Annotated in this window: 16 protein-coding genes; 7 read left to right on the forward strand and 9 right to left on the reverse strand. The window is 34.4% G+C overall.

All coding sequences use genetic code 11. From position 1 onward, the window contains the following. The first annotated feature begins 147 nt into the window (after window positions 1–147). Both CD041_RS07725 and CD041_RS07730 read left to right on the forward strand, forming a co-directional pair. The gene (locus CD041_RS07725; protein ID WP_002460182.1) at window positions 148–588 is read left to right on the forward strand and encodes a LytTR family DNA-binding domain-containing protein; all 441 of its coding nucleotides are present in this window, start codon (window positions 148–150) and stop codon (window positions 586–588) included. Continuing rightward, complete coding sequence (locus CD041_RS07730) at window positions 585–1,043, forward strand: DUF3021 domain-containing protein (RefSeq protein ID WP_002478765.1); 459 nt, start codon at window positions 585–587, stop codon at window positions 1,041–1,043. Before CD041_RS07725 ends, CD041_RS07730 begins: the two co-directional genes overlap by 4 nt. Window positions 1,044–1,139: 96 nt before the next feature. Here the strand turns inward: CD041_RS07730 and mqo are convergent, their stop codons facing one another. Continuing rightward, window positions 1,140–2,618, reverse strand: coding sequence for a malate dehydrogenase (quinone) (gene mqo / locus CD041_RS07735; RefSeq protein WP_070648162.1), 1,479 nt, complete (start codon window positions 2,616–2,618; stop codon window positions 1,140–1,142). A gap of 299 nt (window positions 2,619–2,917) precedes the next feature. Between mqo and CD041_RS07740 the strand changes: the two genes are divergently transcribed. Next, window positions 2,918–4,066 (forward strand): glycosyltransferase family 4 protein, encoded by a 1,149-nt coding sequence (locus CD041_RS07740; RefSeq protein WP_070648161.1) that lies wholly within the window; start codon window positions 2,918–2,920, stop codon window positions 4,064–4,066. Between the two features lie 207 nt (window positions 4,067–4,273). Here the strand turns inward: CD041_RS07740 and CD041_RS07745 are convergent, their stop codons facing one another. Next, a complete protein-coding gene (locus CD041_RS07745) occupies window positions 4,274–5,875 on the reverse strand; it encodes an L-lactate permease (RefSeq protein WP_002478763.1) in 1,602 nt (533 codons plus the stop codon). A gap of 292 nt (window positions 5,876–6,167) precedes the next feature. On the opposite strand from CD041_RS07745, the gene CD041_RS07750 reads away from it, so the two are divergent. After that, the gene (locus CD041_RS07750) at window positions 6,168–7,868 is read left to right on the forward strand and encodes a CDP-glycerol glycerophosphotransferase family protein (protein ID WP_062077985.1); all 1,701 of its coding nucleotides are present in this window, start codon (window positions 6,168–6,170) and stop codon (window positions 7,866–7,868) included. Window positions 7,869–7,912: 44 nt separating this feature from the next. On the opposite strand, the gene CD041_RS07755 is transcribed toward CD041_RS07750, so the two are convergent. Together CD041_RS07755 and CD041_RS07760 are read right to left on the reverse strand one after the other, a co-directional pair. Next, window positions 7,913–8,554 (reverse strand): hypothetical protein, encoded by a 642-nt coding sequence (locus CD041_RS07755; protein ID WP_002478761.1) that lies wholly within the window; start codon window positions 8,552–8,554, stop codon window positions 7,913–7,915. Between the two features lie 292 nt (window positions 8,555–8,846). Further along, window positions 8,847–9,374 carry a GNAT family N-acetyltransferase gene (locus CD041_RS07760; RefSeq protein WP_037545169.1) on the reverse strand — a complete coding sequence of 176 codons (528 nt, stop codon included), beginning with the start codon at window positions 9,372–9,374 and terminating at the stop codon, window positions 8,847–8,849. Between the two features lie 143 nt (window positions 9,375–9,517). Between CD041_RS07760 and tatA the strand changes: the two genes are divergently transcribed. Then, entirely contained in the window at window positions 9,518–9,733 is a 216-nt protein-coding gene (gene tatA / locus CD041_RS07765; RefSeq protein ID WP_070648160.1) for a twin-arginine translocase TatA/TatE family subunit, read from the forward strand. Window positions 9,734–9,752: 19 nt separating this feature from the next. Then, window positions 9,753–10,439: a twin-arginine translocase subunit TatC gene (gene tatC, locus CD041_RS07770; RefSeq protein ID WP_176744565.1), complete on the forward strand. Its 687-nt coding sequence runs from the start codon at window positions 9,753–9,755 to the stop codon at window positions 10,437–10,439. 297 nt (window positions 10,440–10,736) lie between these two features. Here tatC and CD041_RS07775 read toward each other — a convergent pair whose 3' ends face one another. Genes CD041_RS07775 through efeO form a run of 3 tightly spaced genes read right to left on the reverse strand, consistent with a single transcriptional unit; the run spans window position 10,737 to window position 14,528 of the window. Continuing rightward, a complete protein-coding gene (locus CD041_RS07775; protein ID WP_070648158.1) occupies window positions 10,737–12,467 on the reverse strand; it encodes an FTR1 family protein in 1,731 nt (576 codons plus the stop codon). Then, a complete protein-coding gene (efeB, locus tag CD041_RS07780; protein ID WP_070648157.1) occupies window positions 12,448–13,677 on the reverse strand; it encodes an iron uptake transporter deferrochelatase/peroxidase subunit in 1,230 nt (409 codons plus the stop codon). The genes CD041_RS07775 and efeB overlap by 20 nt, the downstream gene beginning before the upstream one ends. Further along, complete coding sequence (gene efeO / locus CD041_RS07785) at window positions 13,674–14,528, reverse strand: iron uptake system protein EfeO (RefSeq protein ID WP_002478755.1); 855 nt, start codon at window positions 14,526–14,528, stop codon at window positions 13,674–13,676. Before efeO ends, efeB begins: the two co-directional genes overlap by 4 nt. Before the next feature lie 342 nt (window positions 14,529–14,870). Here efeO and CD041_RS07790 point away from each other — a divergent pair, with 342 nt between their 5' ends. Further along, the gene (locus CD041_RS07790; RefSeq protein WP_037545178.1) at window positions 14,871–15,863 is read left to right on the forward strand and encodes an acrylyl-CoA reductase family protein; all 993 of its coding nucleotides are present in this window, start codon (window positions 14,871–14,873) and stop codon (window positions 15,861–15,863) included. Between the two features lie 347 nt (window positions 15,864–16,210). On the opposite strand, the gene CD041_RS07795 is transcribed toward CD041_RS07790, so the two are convergent. Next, window positions 16,211–16,405, reverse strand: a complete 195-nt coding sequence (locus CD041_RS07795; RefSeq protein WP_002460200.1) for a hypothetical protein — start codon at window positions 16,403–16,405, stop codon at window positions 16,211–16,213. A 365-nt stretch (window positions 16,406–16,770) separates the two neighbouring features. Next, on the reverse strand, window positions 16,771–17,172 hold the full coding sequence (locus CD041_RS07800; protein WP_002478753.1) for a GNAT family N-acetyltransferase: 402 nt from the start codon (window positions 17,170–17,172) through the stop codon (window positions 16,771–16,773). Between the last annotated feature and the right edge of the window lie 3 nt (window positions 17,173–17,175).

The raw sequence follows: 17,175 nt of genomic DNA on the forward strand, positions 1-17,175 counted from the left end.
TATTTCAGATTCAAGTGATTTTATAGTGCCTAAATATATATCATCAGCCCTATTTTACCGCTTATCACTGAATCATAACCACATAGCGATAAGCTATTTCTTCAAATATGATTTCATGCTTAAATAGAGCTAAAGAAAGGAGTCGCCATGAAATTAAAATTATTTATTAGTCCAAAGGAAACTGAACAATATGTGGCTGTACATTCGCCTATATTAGATAACGACACTCAAACTGTTATTGACACAGTGAACCAATTATCACAGCCAAAATATCTCACTGCTCGTCATGATGAAGATATCTATCGTCTGGCTATCACAGATATCACCACATTTCGCACTCAGCATAAAACGGTAACAGCAGTTAAAGACCATACAACATATGTTGTGAAAGAACGATTATATCAGCTAGAAAACATGTTAACCTCAAACTTTATCAGAATTTCAAAATCAGAAATTGTGAATATCGATAAAATTATAAAACTACAATTAGAACCCAACGGCTTAATCCGCATGTATTTAGAAGGCTGTGATTATACCTATTCTTCACGGCGCTATTTAAAATCTATCAAGGAGCGATTATCAATATGACATCACTTTCTAAAAGCTTATTTATTAGTCTTATTATTGGCCTATCACTATCCATCATATTTAGCATGATATCAAATGGTGAACACTACTATCCGTTAGCACCAGATTCAACATTCGGACAGCTTTATTATCAACACTTCAATGGACCTACTGTCATGTTGTTATCTATTATTATTTGGCTGCTGATCGGCATGGTATTTTTTGCAACAAACTTTATTTTCACGCATACCGATTGGAGTATTACTACTGCCACAGCATCACATTTCGTCTGTAGCTATCTTGGGTTCCTCCCTTTAGCTACATTTGCAGGCTGGTTCAACCTAGATTTATCACACATTACTAAATTTACGATTATCTTTATCATCATCTATATGATCATCTGGGTCGTATCATTTTTGAAAAACAGACGTTACGTCAATGAAATCAATCAGCAGCTTCAACAACGTTTGAAATAATAAAAATAATGAAGCAGGCAATTTCTATTAAGTTTCAATGGAAATTGCCTGCTTCATCTTGTCAAAGATATTGATGTCCTAGCCTATTTGGTTATATTATTGCACATGCAGGTGTTTTTGTATTTCTTTATTTACTGCATGATAAACATCTTCATGCTCTGATAACTTTAAGCCAAATGATGGTACCATTTCTTTTATTTTAGGTATCCAATCTTCAAACTCATCTCTATAGCAACGTTGTAATACATCAAACATGATATCAACTGCAGTAGATGCCCCTGGAGATGCACCAAGTAATGCTGCTAACGTGCCATCATCACTTGTAATCACTTCTGTCCCAAACTGTAAATTTCCTTTACTTTGTTCAGTATCTTTAATCACTTGTACACGTTGCCCAGCCGTAATGACTTCCCAGTCTTCGTCTTGCGCATTCGGTACAAAGACACGTAAATCATTCATACGAGCTTCATTTGATAACATTAACTGCGAAACTAAATACTTTGTTAACCCTATTTCTTTAATACCAGCTGATAACATCGTGACTAAGTTATTAGGTTTAACTGATTTAATTAAATCCAAATTTGACCCTGTTTTTAAAAATTTAGGTGAAAATCCAGCAAATGGGCCAAATAATAGCGCGCGTTCTCCATTAACAAAACGCGTATCTAAATGAGGTACTGACATAGGTGGCGCACCAATCTCTGCCTTACCATACACTTTGGCATGATGCTGTTGAATGACATTTGGATTGGTACATCTTAAGAAGAGACCACTTACTGGAAAGCCACCTATATGTTTAGAAGCCTTAATTCCAGTCTTTTGTAATAATGGCAAGCTGGCACCACCTGCGCCTATAAAGACAAAACGTGACTCATACGTTGTAATATGATTTGTTGCTAAATCTTTAATAGTCACCAGCCAAGCCCCATTATCTAATTGTGCTAAATCTTGAACTTCATGCTGATAATGAACATCCACATCTTTTGTTTTCAACTGTGCAATCAACTTCTTAGTTAATGTACCAAAATTCACATCCGTACCTGTTTCATCTCGTGTTAAGGCAATAGGCACATGAGATGTTCTTCCTGCCATCATTAACGGTACCCATTCGGTAATTTTTTCTTTGTCTTCTGTATAAACCATTTTTTCAAATAATACGTTCTTCTGTAGCGCTTTAACACGATTTTTCAAAAACCTCACATTATTCACGCCTTTGACAAAGCTCATATGTGGTACAGCTTGAATGAAGTCTCCTGGCTCTGTTAAATGGCCAGTACGCACAAGGTAAGCCCAAAACTGTTTAGATATTTGAAACTGTTCGTTAATCTTGATTGCTTTCGTACAATCAATGTCGCCGTTTTGTCCTTCTTTCGTATAATTCAGTTCACATAATGCTGAGTGCCCTGTGCCAGCATTATTCCATACATTTGAACTTTCTTCCCCCGGTTGTGCTAACTTCTCAAATAATTTAACGTCTTTATCTGGTGAGAGCTCGGTAATAAGCGTACCTAATGTCGCACTCATAATTCCTCCACCAATTAAGATAACATCTGTCTTGCTAGGTGCTTGATTCATAACAAACACTTCCCCCTTTATCGTTTCACAACTAAGACTGACAAACAAATGCTTGTTTTAAAGCGCTTTCTTAATTAATGTTAAAAAATTCACCTTATTTAGGTGCTTTTTCTTAATTATAATGACTAACTCAATTATATACATAAATGAACTATGAAAAAAGCTTAAACAAGTATATTTGTTCAAATATTTTCAATTATTCATAATGTTTTGTGCATTGTGCTTGCTAAGTTATTTCCAGCATATGTTTAGACATGATATAATTTTTATAAACTATTTCACTAAAGAGGGCAATTTTTATGAAGTCTTTTACTTTTTTAATGCACAATATTTATGCCTTAGGTGGCACAGTTAAAGCAGTTTCTCAATTGGCAAATACTTTAGCAGAGCGCGGCCATGACGTTACGATTGTCTCAGTTCTGCGTGCAGCCGACACACCTTATTTTGCGTTGAACAATAACATTAAGGTGATAGACCTTGTCGATTATCGTCTCAAACCACAAAATATAAGTGGTATTATCGCAAATCGTATCCGTAAATTCACGCCATTATTAAAGCCTAAAAAAATATCTAAATATGAACCAGGACTTACTCAATTATCTAGTTTTATTGAAAAGAAAATCATTGCCAGCATTAAGCAAACCGCAACTGATGTATTAGTCGGAACACGTGCCAGTTATAACATACTCGTGGCACAATTCGCTCCTAAAAATGTCTTTACTATTGGAATGGAACATATGAACTTCGACGCACATCCAACACGTTATCAGCACCAAATAATACGTGCTTATCAAGGTTTAGATGCCGTAACAACATTAACTGATAGTGATCAATTCGCCTATCAACAACGCATCCAAACGCCAGTTTACATAGTTCCTAATATTATTAATCATCGTTTCATTGGAGCCCAAAAACAAAACATCATTATTAGCGCTGGTCGCTTAGACTATGAAAAAGGATATGACTTACTCATAGAAGCTGCACGTCGCATACAAGATGATTTGCGCCAAATTCGTTATCAAATCCACATCTACGGTGAAGGAAAAGAAAAGGCAGCATTAATCAATATGATAGAACAGTATAACCTAAATGATATTATAAAATTGTTTCCTGCCACAAAAGACTTAGATAAGAAACTATCACGTAGTAAAATAACTGTCGTCCCATCAAGAAATGAGGGCTTTGGCATGGTTATTCTTGAAGCCATGGCACAGCATAATATTGTGATTAGCTTTAAAGACACTTTAGGACCATCTTATATTATCAATGCCGGAACCAATGGTTATTTGGCAGACTACGGAGATGCCGGATCATTGGCTAAATACATTGATATTGCGACACAATATTACACAAAATTAACCCCAATGATTGAAGCAGGCCAACAAACGTTAAAGCAATATACTGCTGACCATGTGTATGCTGCGTTTATGGCTATTTTCAAAGGATAAGTTGTATTTGAAGGACAGCTTATGACAGCGTAAATATTCATATATAGATGCAATCATATTAACTAGCAAAATGGATTCTGTATATAATCAAAGAAAATGAGAGCGGGACAGCGAATTCACAATGAATTCGTTGTCCCGTTCCGTCATGGTTGCCGTACTTAATCGTTTACAGAGAAACGATTAAGTACTGATTTATTAAGTTCTTTTCTAGAATATTAATGAAAGTATGAATGTCCAAATACATACGAAGATTAATAATCCAATACTATATTTAAGTGTCATTTTTAATAAGTCAGATTCTTTACCAACTTGTTTAACAGCAGCTGTAGCAATAGCTATTGATTGAGGAGAAATCAATTTTGCAGCTACCCCACCAACTGTATTTGAAGCAACTAAGAGTGAACCACTTGTGCCAATTTGTTGTGCTACAGATGCTTGAATTGGAGCAAATAGCGAGTTGTTGTTTACAACTGAACCAGTCATAAATACACCAATCCATCCTAGAATTGGAGATAATACTGGGAAGACATTACCTGCTTTTGCAATACCTTGACCCATGGCACTACTTAAACCACCGTATGTTGTGATTTTAGAAATGGCTAAGATGAAACATATAGTTAAAATAGGTAACCAAAGTTCTTTAAACGTTACACCAAATAATCGACCAGCATCACCAAAGCTAACTTTTTTAGCCATTAACACAGTAATCAGAATAGTGATTAAAATAGCGGTACCAGTTTGTCCAATGAAGTTAAATGATAACATGATTGGTTTGTGTGCAATATCACTAAACGTACCAGGTAAACTGAAGTTTAACACGAGTGATGAGAGTTTACCTTTTGGCAAGAATAATCCTTTAAATGAAGGTGAACTCCAAACCATCACAATCACAGTTAAGATAATGAAAGGACTCCAAGCATATAATACTTGTTTTGCTGTAAGATGTTTTGTTGGTTCAGGTTTAACATCTTTTTGAACTCTAAAGATATTTTTAGGTTGGAATTTTCTAGAGAATAAAGCTAATGCCCCCATTGATGCTAATGGTGGTACAATGTCAGCTAATTCTGGACCGTTGAATACAGTAAGTAAACCTTGTAAGACTGTATACGTAATAGATACTACTAATATAGCTGGTAAAGTTTCTTTAATACCTTTGAAGCCATCGATAATTGCAATTAATAAGAATGGAATAAAGAAGTTAATGATGGCTAAAGTTAACGTAGATGTTTGAGATACACCCATAGCTGTAACATGTCCAGGCAAGTGTAATGTATCAACAATACCTACTGGAATTCCGATGGCACCAAATGCACCAGACGCTGCATTGGCTACCAAACACAACATCGCAGCTTGTAAAGGTCTGAAACCTAATTGAGTAAGTAATAAGGCACAAATTGCAATTGGTACACCAAAGCCTGCTGCCCCTTCTAAAAAGGCATTAAATGAAAAACCAATCAATAATAATTGAATACGTTGGTCTTGTGAAATGCTTGTAATGCTATCTTGAATTGTTTGGAATTGACCAGATTCTTGTGTAATTTTATAAAGTAACACGGCCATCATTACAATATAGCCAATTGGAATAATACCTTGGTAGAAACCTTCTACTACGGCACCAGTAGCAATGCCACCAGGAAGTTTAAAGAATGGAATGGCGATAAGCAAAGTGACAACTAAAGTAGTGATTGCAGCATAAATCCCTTTCATTTTAAAAACTGTAAGACATAATAAGAATAAGATAATTGGAATAGCTGCAACAATGCTTGATAACAATAAGTTATCAAAAGGATTAAAAGATTGAACTAACATACATGACTCCTCTTTCTGTAGTTTATTTACAATGAACACAACGTGTGCATTCATCAGTTAGCCTTTGTGAAGTTTTTCACAATAAAAATATAACACCTTTATACCTATAATACAATACTATTTCTAATGAATTCTATACAAAAATAAGCATTTAAAACCAAAAATTAGCATTGTATTTTTTACGAGAAATATGTAACTATCGTTTTATTGGATTGTAAGCCGCATATCAGTGAATTATCTAATCTGACATGGTAAAATAAATGAAAATCGCTAACAGATAGAAGGTTAAATCATGCTGAAACAAATTAACATTTCTCATATGGAACAATTAACGAGTCAACTAGAAAGTGCATTAGCTGACGGCTATACGCACTTTGCTCCTTATGCGAACGAAATTAAAATTCACCAAGACATGCTGAAGTCTGTCACTTTACACCCTCATCCAATCGTCGTTGATTATACAATCAACGGAGAATATTTAAATGATTGTCGATATTTTGGTCAAGCTCAAGTTGACTTTAAAACATGGTCACAAAATATTAATCATTATCCTAACCTTGTTTACCATATTCCAACCGCTTTGCATCATTTATCCACGGATGTCGTTCATAACATTTTTGACTTAGCGCTTATGACATTATTATTTGATGATGTCGTAGTCGATGGTCACGTGGCATATGATTTTACTCAACCAATACAGGCAAGCGAGACATTTTGGACTTGGTTAGCTGATCAGCAAATTAACTCAACGAATTATTTTGAATTAAACAAATTAGCGTATCAGCAATACCAAGCTATCCCGTTCCCACAACCGCAATATAAAGATGATAGTAGTAAAATGCGCTTTGCCGATAGCTGGTTAGTAACGACAAAATTCAAATTACCTAAATGGCTATATAACATGATGCACCAACATGCTGTCAATAATCACAAAAAACTAAGCTATCTTTATCAAAAGGATACATCAAAGGTTAAAGATCACGTTGTTTTCTTAGGCTTTGATCATGGTTATCGTGGTAATTCAAAATACTTATTCAATCATTTTATAAAGCGCAATCCTATGGTGGATACGTATTTCATTACAGATGAACGTAAAGGTCCAAATTTTATTTCTACTTCTGCAGAAAACAAACAAGAACTGATTGAAAGTGCCAAAGTTGTGGTGATTGAAAGTTATATGCCAGATACATATCATCCAAATGGTACAATTATCCAACTCTGGCACGGTTCACCCATTAAACGCTTATTTTTAGATAGTGCTGAACCATATGAAAATAGCAATATCTATAATTATCGTGCACGTAAATATAATAAATGGCTTCAACAAGATTATCTTGTCGTTGATGCCACATCTGTAGTACCATATTTCAATTCAGCTTTTCCAAATCAAGAGACTAACGTCTTGCCTGTGGGTTATCCACGTGTAGACTATTTACTACAGCATCGTCATGACCGTGCCCAAGTCAAACACATCAGCAAGAAACTTCATATCACTGATGATAAGCCTGTACTTCTATATGCGCCAACATGGCATAAAGACACGGTACAACAACATTTGACAATTACAGATGATTTATTGCAACAGTACCATATTATATTCAAAGGTCATGTTGAAGCACAACAAGATTACAGTTTACCAGAGCGTGTGATTCGTGCGCCTAAAGATATTGAGACACAAGATTTAATATTAATCGCCGATATCATTGTTACAGATTATTCCTCTATCATCTTTGACGCATTGACCATAGATAAAAAGGTATGTCTATTTACACCACAACACGAAACGTACCAACAAGAACGTGGTATTTATGAACATGTCTTGTCCGCACTTCGACCCGTATGGTATAAAGACGAGGCATTGTTACATGAGGATTTAATTGAACAGCGCATTCCATCCATCAATCATCCTTTTGTCAATAAATCAAATCATGCATTAGCAGAGATTACGGACGTGATTTTAAAAGAACTCCATAAGAAACACGCTGATAACTAAAAAAGATTACAGCCGACTCTCTTATTAACGTCGGCTGTAATCTGTTATTTAGGTTGATATGCTGGTTCAATAATACTTGGTTGACCTTGTCCATTCACTGATACAATGGTATAAGTTCCTTGTTGTTTAGGATTTTTAAAACTAAACAGATACTCATAGCGTCCATTATGAGATTGAATGGCATAATCATTATATTGACATTGCATTTGGTGAATTTTATTTACTTCTTGATTCGCTTTTGTTAAAGCGTTTTTGAAGTTAGGCAATTGTTTTAAAGCTGTATTTTCATTACCGTTAAATATTGTTAGCTGTCTTGAGACATAAGCTGCATTGGGACTTTGATATGGCTTAACATAATGAGATTGTCCTTTGTTATTATTAGCTTGGTTGTTCTGATTTGTTGCTTGACCTTGTTGAGCACCAGACTGCGATTGAGAAGCATTATTTTGCTTGTTGCTGTTTTTCTCTGAGCTGTTGTCTTTTGAGTCATTCGTTGCTTGCTCATCGTCATCTTTTTGAACATTTGATTTCTTATCTTTCTTATCTTTTTGTTTGTTTTTATCTGTTTTTTGGCTATCATGTTGTTCTGATTTGTTAGTATCTTCCTTATTACTGTTGCCATCATCATGCGAACAGGCCGCTAAAGATAAAGATAGAATCAATATACTTGCTAATAATCTTTTCATTATAACTCCTCCATTATCTTATCGTCTAAGCATTATGACATGCTTGATACTTATACTATACATTAAAAATACTAATTTTATGTTAATTTTTAAGTTTTTTATTTACAAATTTCGTACAAATTAAAAAAAGTGACAGAATTCATTATGAATTCGTAGTCCCGTTCCGGCACAATTGACTAGAATTGAAAAACAGCTTGGTATCAGCTTATTTTCAATGTAGTCAACTACTGCCAATATTTAGTTCATAGCTTTAAATATGATGATGCACTAGACGCTACTAAACCTTTAAAAATTAATCCGACACGCTGCGTTCCATAATTAAATCGATATCAATGACATCTCCCGTCTTAAATTCATGTTGTCCAGTTACTTTAAAACCACATGTCTTATAAAATGCTAAGGCTTGAGGATTATGTTCCCATACGCCTAGCCATACCTTTGTCTTTTGATATTCCAGCGCCTTATTGAGAGCCAGTTGAATAAACTTTTTCCCTCTACCTCCACCTTGATATGCTTTATCAAAGTAAATGCGTTGTATTTCTAAATATGCTGGACCCTTAGCTTCCGTTTGGGCAGCATCGATATTTAATTTTAAATATCCCACAATTTGTCCTTTGACTTTATAAAAGTAATGAAATGATTCGGGGTTGTGAAATTCTGTCGTTAAAATATCTAAACTGTAATTCTCTGCAAAAAATTGTGAAAAATCAGCTTCTGAATAAGACCCTTCAAATGTAGCATGAAATGTGCGTTGCGCAATTGCTTGTAAATCTTCAATTTCTGAAGCTTGTACTGCAGTGATAGTTTCCTTTGTCATCATGATCAACTCCCTTTAAAATGGTTAGATTCTCCCACATAAGACCATTAAATTTAAGATAACACAAATTTATCATTGATAATCTTTATCAATGAGTATAAAGTTATAATTGAAATGAATAATCCATTTGGAGTGAGGTTTTAACTATGTTACCAAACATTTTTGCAGTAGGTATTACCGGTCCTACAAGTTTAGTTATTATTAGTATAATCGCATTAATTATTTTCGGTCCTAAGAAATTACCCCAGTTCGGTAAAGCTATTGGCAGTACATTACGAGAATTTAAGTCAGCAGCCGAACACTTAGATGAAGATCATTCACTTGATACTCCCAGTAAAGAGTCCAAATCACAACGAGAGTAATCTAAGTAATTATACCCTGTTGGAACACATTGATGAATTGCGCAGACGCTTCGTCAGGATAATCATTGCATTTTTGGTATCTACCATCATTGTATACGCATCATCACATTGGTGGATAAATCCATTTATCAACTATATCAAGCGCGCAAATGTAACGTTACACGCCTTCTCATTTACTGAAATGATACAAATTTATGTCATGATTATCTTCTTCGTGGCACTATGCCTAATAGTGCCATTCGTTTTTTATCAACTATGGGCATTTATTGCGCCAGGATTACATCAAAATGAACGTCGATTTATTTATCGCTATAGTATATGGTGTGCAGGGTTGTTTATTCTAGGCGTATTATTCGCATTCTATATCGGATTTCCTTTAGTTATTAATTTTTCACTGAATTTATCGGAAATGCTACATATTGACCCAACTATCGGCTTTAAGTCATATTTAGGCGAACTCATTCGTTGGTTGTTTGTCTTTGGTATCCTCTTTCAGTTACCGACGTTATTTATGGGACTGGCACGTTTTGATTTAATGGATGTACATCAATTGGGCAAATACCGCAAATATATTTATTTCGGTTGTTTTGTTGCCGCAAGTATTATCGCACCTCCAGATATCACACTCAATTTATTATTGACATTACCTATCATTCTATTGTTTGAATTTAGTATGTTTATTGCTAAAATCACACATAGCAATTAAAATTAGATTGGGACAACAATCCCAAAATATTAGCACAAAGATGATTTGAATTTAAAAATCGTCTTTGTGCTTCTTTTCGTATGATTATCTCTTTGGCTAAGGAAACAGCTTCAGCCTCTTCAGTTTTAATACCTTTAAATGATGTTTCTTACCATATCAATGATATAGCGGAAACCCTACCAGTACTTTAAACTTTAATCTGTTATAACTATAGCCATGCCTTTCTATCTATAAAAATAGCTGTGAAGAAACCGATTGTTATAGATCTTCTTCACAGCTCATCTTAATATGTTTTATTTATGTCGTTTGCGTTTGCTGACGTTGTGTTCTCATAAACACAATGACTAAAATAATGTAAATGATTTGCGCGCCAATCGTTTCAAAGCTTGGATAGAATCCGATTACGCTTATAGTTGGTAAGCCCTCAATACTATGTTGTGGTAATGTACCAAGTAATTGAAGTTTTTGAATACTAACACCTAACATTTTGAACGCCATTAAGAAGATAAATATAGAAAGCACTCTGAAAATGTAATAAATTGGTATCAGTTTAACAATAAATCTAAATAACAATGCGAAGATAATAAGGATTACAATGGCTAAGGCAATGCCAATCACAAAGTCTATTGTCTGAATACTGCCTATCATACCCATATAGAAGATAATAACTTCTACACCTTCTCTAAGCACTGAAATTAAACCAATCGTACCTAACAATACTAGGTTGCCGTTGCTAATTGCATTTTGATACATGGACTGAATTAAGTCATTCCAACGTTTTGCACTTGAACGGCGATGCATCCAAATACCTACAATATACATCAAGACGACGGCAATAATGCCTAACGTCGCTTCCATGCCTTCACGTAACAAACCATTATTACCTAAAGTTTGAATAAAGACAACGGCTAAGGCAAGACTTAGAATTAAACCAAGCATCGCACCACCTAGAACACTTGCTGTACCTTTCGTATCTTTCACATTACGTGTCATTGTTGTCAATGTCATAATGATAAGTAATACTTCAAGACCTTCACGCAAGAAAATAATCATGACATCAACAAAGGAATAACTATCTTTGCCGACCGTATCTTTGATGTCTGAATTAATATCTTGTAGACCTTCTTTAACACGGTCTTTATTACTATCATCTAATATACTTTGATAATAAGGAATCTTATCTTCTATCGTTGTATAGAGTGACGCATTTTTCGTTTGAATTTTACCTTCTACGTAAGGCCAAATTTGAATGAATTTACTTAAAGCATCGTCTGTTTGTTTCAATTGATTATTTTCAATACCTTTAATGGCTTTATCCAATTCATCATTTAATTGTGTCACATTATACTTATCTGAACTTTGATTTGATTGTTTTTGATCAACTTGGTCAATGCTTGTTTTAAAAGTTGTCCAAGCATTTTTAACTTTATTGATATCTAAAGGTTCTTTTTGAACTGCCACACGTAACTGCATCAAGTTCACTTCGATTTGACCATATTTTGAATCATCATAGTTACGGATAACCGTTTCATGACTTGTCCAAATCTGATTCAAACTATTATTTATAGATTGTAACTTTGTCTCATCTTTATCCTTAATTGCCTGTTGCATCTGACTGTCTTTGGCATCTACTTGTTGTTGTAATTCTTTAATTTTTTTCGATGCATCTACAGAAGATTCAGCATTCTCATAAGCAATTAATGATTTTGTGACTTCAGATAATTTTGCTGCTTGTGACTCAGTTGAAGATGTTTTCTTAACTGCTTGCCATTGCTGCTTAACATCTTTCCCCTGTTTCGTATTTTTAATTTTTAATGTATCTAGCTGTTTATCAATATCTTTAATCGCTTGCTTTTTATCTTTATCGCTTTTTGATTTGTCTTCTAAAATTGATTTAGCATCCGTAATAGAAACATAGACATCACTAATCGATGGCTTATCTGCAGCCGCTGAAGGCATAGGCGCCATCCGGAAAGCCATTGTGAGTATAGCTAAAAGAATAACAACCTTAATTAAATAACGTTTCACCAAGGTAGCCTCCTTTTTTCACACCAGGCAACACTAAAAATGTAGCCGATCCTCGATGTGTAATATACTCATTTAGCTTATCCTGATGACCTAAATGGTTTTGAATATCAATAAACTGTTGTGGTGATTTTTGGAAACATATAAACATTAAACCTGTTTCTAATGCACCTGTTTTTTCATTCGTACCGCCTAAATAATTATATGCACGACGTTTGATGGACGTCTTAGCTTCATGTGCCAAACGTGCATGTGCATCTTTAGGAATCACATACTCACCTAAACTATCTTTTGCGTCTAAATCAAGCTCATCAAATTCTTTTTTCCCAGTTAATGGTGCACCTGAACTACGTTTACGACCAAATGTCGCTTCTTGTTCTTCTAAAGCTGTACGGTCCCATGTTTCAATGTGAATTTGAATACGGCGAATAATGCAATAAGTTCCATGCTTTGCCCAACCATCATCAATAAAGACATAGTTTTTATATTCATCACTTTTACGTGGATTGACTGTACCATCTTTAAATGCCATTAAGTTTCTTGGTGTTTCATCTAATTTTCCGGAAACAAAACCAGTTTGTGACCATTTCACTTTAACTAAGTCTCTAAACGGACGAATTAGATTATGTACCGCATGGAATGTCACTTGTGAATCATTAGAGCAAGCTTGAATCATGATATCACCATCACTATACTCATCTTCCAATTGATCATTTGCAAAATGAGGTAAATCTTTAAAGTCTTTAGGTATCTTAGATGATAGACCTACTTTCTTTAAAAATGATTTACTAACACCGTACGTGATTGTTAACTTACTTGCACCTAAGCCAATCGATTCACCTGTATCTGCTGGAGGTAACAACGTATTATGACTTCTATCCTTTTCAACTGGTTCGCCTTCAGTTAGACTTACCGTCATATCCGTCCATTTTTGAAACATTTTCTTAATTTCTGCTTTATCACGAGATTTAAGTTCTAATGCTACAAAATTACATGTCTTTTGTGTTGGCGTTGTTATACCAGCTTGAACCTTGCCATAGAATTCAAAAGCATCTTTCTCTTTATCTTCTGGCGTATCAAACATTGACTTAAATGAAAATACACTACCTGCACCACTTGCGCCGATGACGACACCCGCGCCACCAATTCCTAACATTTTTAAGAAGGAACGTCTTGAGACTTGTCCTTTTTGTTGTTCGTCTTGATTACTCATTCTGTAATCACGGCCATTTTACTCAACGGTTCCCCTAATGCATTCACTGCATCTGCTAACGCTTTTCTATCTGCTTTAGAAACATCACCATATGGTTTATAGCCGTCACCGTCTTTATATTTGTCTAACAGTTTGTTCACTTTATCAAAGTTCTTTTGAATATCTGCTGATAACTTTTTATCTTTTTTATTTAATTCTGGTTTAAATAGTGTATAAATTTTTTGTGCACCTTCAATGTTGGCTTTGAAGTCATATAAGTCAGTATGAGAATAAATTTCTTCTTCACCAGTGATTTTAGATGTTGATACTTCATTAAGTAAATCCACAGATCCTTGTAACATTAATTTAGGCGTGATTTTTAATGTGTCTGCTTTGGCATCTAACTCTTTGGCATCTTTCAACAATTGATCAGCATCTTTTTTCGTTGTTGCATCAATTTTATTATCTTGGTATAACGATCTTTCAATCTTATGATAACCCGTCCATTTATCTTCTTTTTTCTCTTCTTTCATATCAGCGAGACGTGCATCGATTTTCGGATCTAAATCACCAAAAGCTTCTGCTACAGGTTCTGAACGTTCATAATACATACGTACTTTAGGATATAGCGATTTTGCTTTTTCCATATCATCATTCTTCACCGCATTAACAAAATCTGTTGTCCCTTTTAAAAACTTATCTAATTGTTTATCTGTATACTTTTCATATTCTTTAGTAGCTTTTTTCAACTCTGCTGTGTTATTGCTTTTGCTACTCTTATTTTTAGAATGTGAATCCTGTCCGCCATCTTGGCTACCACATGCTGCTAATAGTAATGACGAAGCTAATAATATTGTTGGTAGTTTTTTCAAAATAATCACCTCAAGTATGTTATGAACAATCATCAAACCATTGTACAACCGTTCTAAATGAGAATAACTAATGCTAAGATTTGCTTATTTAATAATTGTTATAGTAGTATTTCTCACTAGAAAATAAAATGTATGCACACAATTGATAATCATTATCAAACTAATTATAGATTGCCCATGAATTCATGTCAATGCCCATAATAATAGTGATATATTGAAATATTTTTTTATTATTTTAATCATCAAAAATATTTGATGTATTGCTATTTGTATAAGAAAAATTGAATTAGGGTAAATAATGATAATGACGTTGTACAACAATCTAAGGAGGCAAACATACAGATGACGCAACAATTTAACGCTTTCCAAGTAACTCAAGATGATGATGGTAAGGTTCAAGGTGACTTTATACAGTTAACTAACGACGACCTACCAGAAGGTGACGTATTAGTCAAAGTGCAATACTCAAGCATTAATTACAAAGATGCCCTTGCCACACAAGACAATAACGGAGTAATTAAAAATTATCCAATGGTACCAGGGATCGATTTAGCTGGCACCATCGAACATAGCGATGACCCACGTTATTCAAAAGGTCAAGAAGTGATTGTCACAAGCTACGATTTAGGTGTTAGTCACTTTGGAGGATTTAGTGAATATGCTCGAGTGAATTCAGACTGGATTGTACCGCTACCCGAACATCTTACATTGGAAGAAACCATGATTTATGGTACTGCTGGTTATACTGCCGGATTAGCCATCGAACGCCTAGAAAATCAAGGCATGACTATTGAAGGCAAAGAGGTACTTGTAAGAGGTGCTTCAGGTGGCGTTGGCTCACTCGCTGTCATGATGCTTAGCACACTTGGCTATCAGGTCATTGCCAGTACAGGAAATCATGAATCTAAAGAACGATTAACGCAGTTAGGTGCCACAAAAATCATTGACCGTATAGAACAGGACGACCAAAAGCCACTTGCCAGTCGCACTTGGCAAGCAGCTGTGGATCCGATTGGTGGCGAAGGCCTATCTTACGTACTCAAACGCTTAGATTATGGAGGTAGTCTCGCCCTAATTGGCCTAACAGGTGGTCATCATTTCGACAGTACCGTTTTCCCATTTATTTTACGTGGCGCGAATATACTAGGTATTGATTCGGTCTTCACACCTATGAAAGTCAGAGAGCGCGTATGGCGTCGCTTAGCAACTGATTTAAGACCAGACCAATTGCATGATATTAAAACAAGTATTGCCTTTAAGGACCTACCGACATATTTAGACAAGATTATTAACCATCGACAAGCAGGACGTGTTGTAATCGACTTTAATAAATAAACAAAATACGACTAGGACATAGAGAAATTTTTGTTTTATTACTGTATCCAAATAAAGCAATTTGATACCCATTAAATCGTTTCTAAAATCATTTAAAAATAGTATCATTTGGACTATATTTGACATAACATTTGCTATTTCTTGCATTTCTTTAATAATATAATTTGTTCTATTTATCGCTTTAATTCTAGGAATTATGGTAGTCACTAAAAAAAGAGACTAGAAAAATTATCGAATACACGACAAAAGGAAACTCATCTTTGAGTTTCCTTTTGTTGGCATAGCAACCTTTATAGATAATGCTTTTTTAAAAAAAAAGATTTCTTAAAACAATAACATTCATCACATTACTTATTCTTATAAAGTTTAAATGCACCATAAATAGAAGTATTGACAATTACAGGTAATAAGCAATACAAAAAAATAATAAATAAATTCCCTTCGGCTTTCCAAATGAAAAAGAATAAAATCATCAAAAAAATACTAATAAACAACCCTAAAATTGGTAAGCTTTTTATATATTTTTCTAAATTTTCATTCATCGGAAACTCCTTATATCTTGCAACATTATATTAATAATATTATTCATGTACTTTTAATGAGCATATAACACTTTTATATAGTTTTCAAATATTAACTCAGCCAAAAATAATACCTTAATTAAATTAAGTAAAAAGATAAACTGAAAAAAGTCTTAAAAAATAAATCTAGACAATAAAAATCAAAACTTAAATATACAACTACTTACTCAAATAGAAAAAGCACAAAGATGATTTAAAATAAAAAATCGTCTTTGGGCTATTATTTTGACATTTATGCCATGGACTTTCTTAACTATTATATTGTCAGTAGTTGAGTAGTCTGGCATACGAATTTAAAATGCATTCCGGTTCCCCTTGCTGTTGTATCAATAAACCTTATACATGCCACCAGACTTCGGTTCAGTTGAAGTAAAACCAAATTGCGCATACAATTGGTCTGCCGGATAATCAGCAATTAAACTAACATAAGTACCTTGTTCAGCAATACGATCTATATAAGACATAATTTCTTGTAAAATACATTTACCAAAGCCTTGCCCTTGGTATAAAGGTCGCACTGCAATATCAACTATTTGCAATGCAGTGCCACCATCACCAATCACACGTCCCATGCCGACAAGCGTCGCTTCATCATACAATGTTACATTAAAACAAGCATGAGGTAATCCTTTTTGAGCTGCAGCTTCAGATTTTGGGCTCATTCCCGCCTCGACACGTAGTGCGCAATAGTCTTGTACTGATGGAGATTCATAACTTACTCTAACCATGGT

The organism is Staphylococcus lugdunensis (genome assembly GCF_002901705.1).
GTDB lineage: Bacteria > Bacillota > Bacilli > Staphylococcales > Staphylococcaceae > Staphylococcus > Staphylococcus lugdunensis.

Bases quoted from the DNA above. Each gene is read 5' to 3' on its own strand.
- CD041_RS07725 (WP_002460182.1), top strand. From the start codon at position 148: ATGAAATTAAAATTATTTATTAGTCCAAAGGAAACTGAACAATATGTG.
- CD041_RS07730 (WP_002478765.1), top strand. From the start codon at position 585: ATGACATCACTTTCTAAAAGCTTATTTATTAGTCTTATTATTGGCCTA.
- mqo (WP_070648162.1), bottom strand. From the start codon at position 2,618: ATGAATCAAGCACCTAGCAAGACAGATGTTATCTTAATTGGTGGAGGA.
- CD041_RS07740 (WP_070648161.1), top strand. From the start codon at position 2,918: ATGAAGTCTTTTACTTTTTTAATGCACAATATTTATGCCTTAGGTGGC.
- CD041_RS07745 (WP_002478763.1), bottom strand. From the start codon at position 5,875: ATGTTAGTTCAATCTTTTAATCCTTTTGATAACTTATTGTTATCAAGC.
- CD041_RS07750 (WP_062077985.1), top strand. From the start codon at position 6,168: ATGCTGAAACAAATTAACATTTCTCATATGGAACAATTAACGAGTCAA.
- CD041_RS07755 (WP_002478761.1), bottom strand. From the start codon at position 8,554: ATGAAAAGATTATTAGCAAGTATATTGATTCTATCTTTATCTTTAGCG.
- CD041_RS07760 (WP_037545169.1), bottom strand. From the start codon at position 9,374: ATGATGACAAAGGAAACTATCACTGCAGTACAAGCTTCAGAAATTGAA.
- tatA (WP_070648160.1), top strand. From the start codon at position 9,518: ATGTTACCAAACATTTTTGCAGTAGGTATTACCGGTCCTACAAGTTTA.
- efeB (WP_070648157.1), bottom strand. From the start codon at position 13,677: ATGAGTAATCAAGACGAACAACAAAAAGGACAAGTCTCAAGACGTTCC.
- CD041_RS07790 (WP_037545178.1), top strand. From the start codon at position 14,871: ATGACGCAACAATTTAACGCTTTCCAAGTAACTCAAGATGATGATGGT.
- CD041_RS07795 (WP_002460200.1), bottom strand. From the start codon at position 16,405: ATGAATGAAAATTTAGAAAAATATATAAAAAGCTTACCAATTTTAGGG.
- CD041_RS07800 (WP_002478753.1), bottom strand. From the start codon at position 17,172: ATGGTTAGAGTAAGTTATGAATCTCCATCAGTACAAGACTATTGCGCA.